Source organism: Actinospica sp. (assembly GCF_035552695.1).
Taxonomy (GTDB): Bacteria; Actinomycetota; Actinomycetes; order Streptomycetales; family Catenulisporaceae; genus Actinospica.
In genome coordinates, this window is record NZ_DASZKT010000174.1 from 1 (window position 1) to 2,525 (window position 2,525).

Genomic DNA, 2,525 nt, shown 5'->3' on the forward strand with positions numbered 1-2,525 from the left:
ACGGCGCCGCGGCTCCGTGAGCTGCTCATCGATCTGGTCAACAAGAACAACTACCAGCTCGTCGTCAACATGGAGAAGGTCGAGTTCCTCGACTCCACCGGTCTCGGCGTGCTGGTCGGCGGGCTGAAGCGGGTGCGTGCCCACGACGGCTCCCTGGACCTCGTGTGCACGCAGGAGCGGATACTCAAGATCTTCCGGATCACGGGGCTGACGAAGGTGTTCGGCATCCACGAAACGGTGGACCTGGCCATCGCGGCCAAGAAGTCCGAGAAGTAACGCCGGCCGAACCCGAAGAACGCATCGGAGATGGCCACCGTCGAAGTCACGTTCACGCCGCTGCCCGCGCACGTTCGTACCGCGCGGCTGGTCGCCACCGCGGTGGCGCGGCGCAGCGGCGTGGACGAATCGCTGCTCGATGAGGTCCGCCTGGCGGTCGGTGAAGCGTGCTCGCGCGCGGTCGAGGCTCACCGCCGGCACTGCCCGGCCGAGCCGGTCCGGATCGAAATGACCGACCAGGACCAGCGGTTCGTGGTGACGGTGAGCGACCACGCTCCGACCGCGCCCGCCCCCGCCACCGCCCCCGCCACCGACGGCGGCATCGGCTACGAGGCCATCGGCCACGACGGGGGGTCGGCCTTCCCCGCCGGGTTCGGGCTGGCCGTGATCTCCGGCCTGGCCGAGGACGTGCGCGTCCTGTCGACGAGTTCCGGCGTGAGCGTCCGGATGAGCTGGCCGTCTGCGGCCGCCGCCTCCTGACCCCGCCCTCATCCGCCTGATCCGGTTAGGACGAACCCTCGCGCCTTGCGCCGGCTCGGCCCGCTGCCCCCTGGGGCCTAGGTCACGCCGGCTTCTCGCGAACATCACGGTAGGATTACAGATTTGTTAGGAACGGCCCGGTGTTCGTAGTTGCGCGTATGCGTGCGTAGACTCCCGGCCACTCGTCTTTGCCGATCGGCACCTCTTCCGTTCGGCGTTCCAGGAGGTCGAATGTTCCGGCATGTCTCTGCGCTGGCGGCCAACTCCGTCAGCGTCAGCGGCTCCAACCTGACCTGGGTTGTCATCGTGGCCGTCGTCGGGCTGCTCGCGCTCGCCGTGGCCGGCGTGCTGGTCCGGGAGGTGCTCGCGGCCAGCCAGGGCACCCAGCGGATGCAGGACATCGCCCGAGCGGTCCAGGAGGGTGCGGCGGCCTACCTGCGCCGCCAGTTCCGGACCCTCGGCGTGTTCGTCGTCATCATCTTCTTCGTGCTGCTCCTGCTGCCCGTCACCGGTGGCGCGGAGGTGCTCTGGGGCCGAAGCATCTTCTTCCTGGTCGGGGCGCTGTTCTCGGCCCTGACCGGGTTCACCGGCATGTCGCTGACCGTCCGCGGCAACGTCCGGGTGGCGGCCGCCGCGCGTGAGGGCGGCGAGCGGACCGCGTTCCGGATCGCGTTCCGGACCGGCGGCGTGGCCGGCATGTTCACGGTCGGCCTGGGCCTGTTCGGCGCGGCGGTCGTGGTGCTGATCTACAAGGCGAACGCGCCGGAGGTACTGGAGGGCTTCGGCTTCGGCGCGGCCCTGCTGGCCATGTTCATGCGGGTCGGCGGCGGCATTTACACCAAGGCCGCCGACGTGGGCGCGGACCTGGTCGGCAAGGTCGAGCAGGGCATCCCCGAGGACGACCCGCGCAACGCCGCCACGATCGCGGACAACGTGGGCGACAACGTGGGTGACTGCGCCGGCATGGCCGCGGACCTGTTCGAGTCCTACTCGGTCATGCTGGTCGCCGCGCTGATCCTGGGCAAGAGCGCGTTCGGCAACGACGGCCTGATCTTCCCGCTGATCATCCCGGCCATCGGGATCCTCACCGCGATCATCGGCATCTTCTCGGTCGCGCCGCGGGCCGGTGACCGCAGCGGGATGACCGCGATCAACCGCGGCTTCTTCATCTCCGCGCTCATGTCGGTCGTCGGCGTGGCCATCGCCTGCTTCACCTTCCTGCCGTCGCACTTCAGCAGCTTCAAGGGCGTCACCGACGCGTCCATCTCGGCCTTCAACGGCAGCCCGCGGTGGATCGCGTTCGGCGCGATCCTGATCGGCATCGTGCTGGCCAGCGCCATCCAGCTGCTGACCGGCTACTTCACCGAGACCAACCGGCGGCCGGTCCGCGACATCGGCGAAAGCTCGGAAACCGGGGCGGCCACCGTCATCTTGTCCGGTGTGTCGATCGGCATGGAGTCCGCCGTGTACTCCGCCTTGCTGATCGCCGCCGCGGTATTCGGCTCCTACCTGCTCGCCACGGGCAACGCCACCATCGCGCTGTTCGCGGTGGCGCTGGCCGGCATCGGCCTGCTGACCACGGTCGGCGTGATCGTCTCGATGGACTCCTTCGGCCCGGTCACCGACAACGCGCAGGGCATCGCGGAGATGTCCGGCGACGTCGAGGGCGACGCGGCGCAGGCGCTGACCACGCTGGACGCGATCGGCAACACCACCAAGGCGATCACCAAGGGCATCGCGATCGCGACCGCGGTGCTGGCCGCGACCGC

The 2,525-nt window shown here is 69.3% G+C and carries 3 protein-coding genes; all 3 read left to right on the plus strand.

Going from position 1 to position 2,525, the window contains the following annotated elements; all coding sequences use genetic code 11:
* Window positions 1-276 (plus strand): STAS domain-containing protein (locus VG296_RS20425; RefSeq protein WP_325567949.1); only part of this gene is annotated, 276 nt, incomplete at its 5' end.
* Between the two features lie 30 nt (window positions 277-306).
* On the plus strand, window positions 307-756 hold the full coding sequence (locus VG296_RS20430) for an ATP-binding protein (protein ID WP_325567951.1): 450 nt from the start codon (window positions 307-309) through the stop codon (window positions 754-756).
* 231 nt (window positions 757-987) lie between these two features.
* Window positions 988-2,525 (plus strand): proton/sodium-translocating pyrophosphatase (locus VG296_RS20435; protein WP_325567953.1); only part of this gene is annotated, 1,538 nt, incomplete at its 3' end.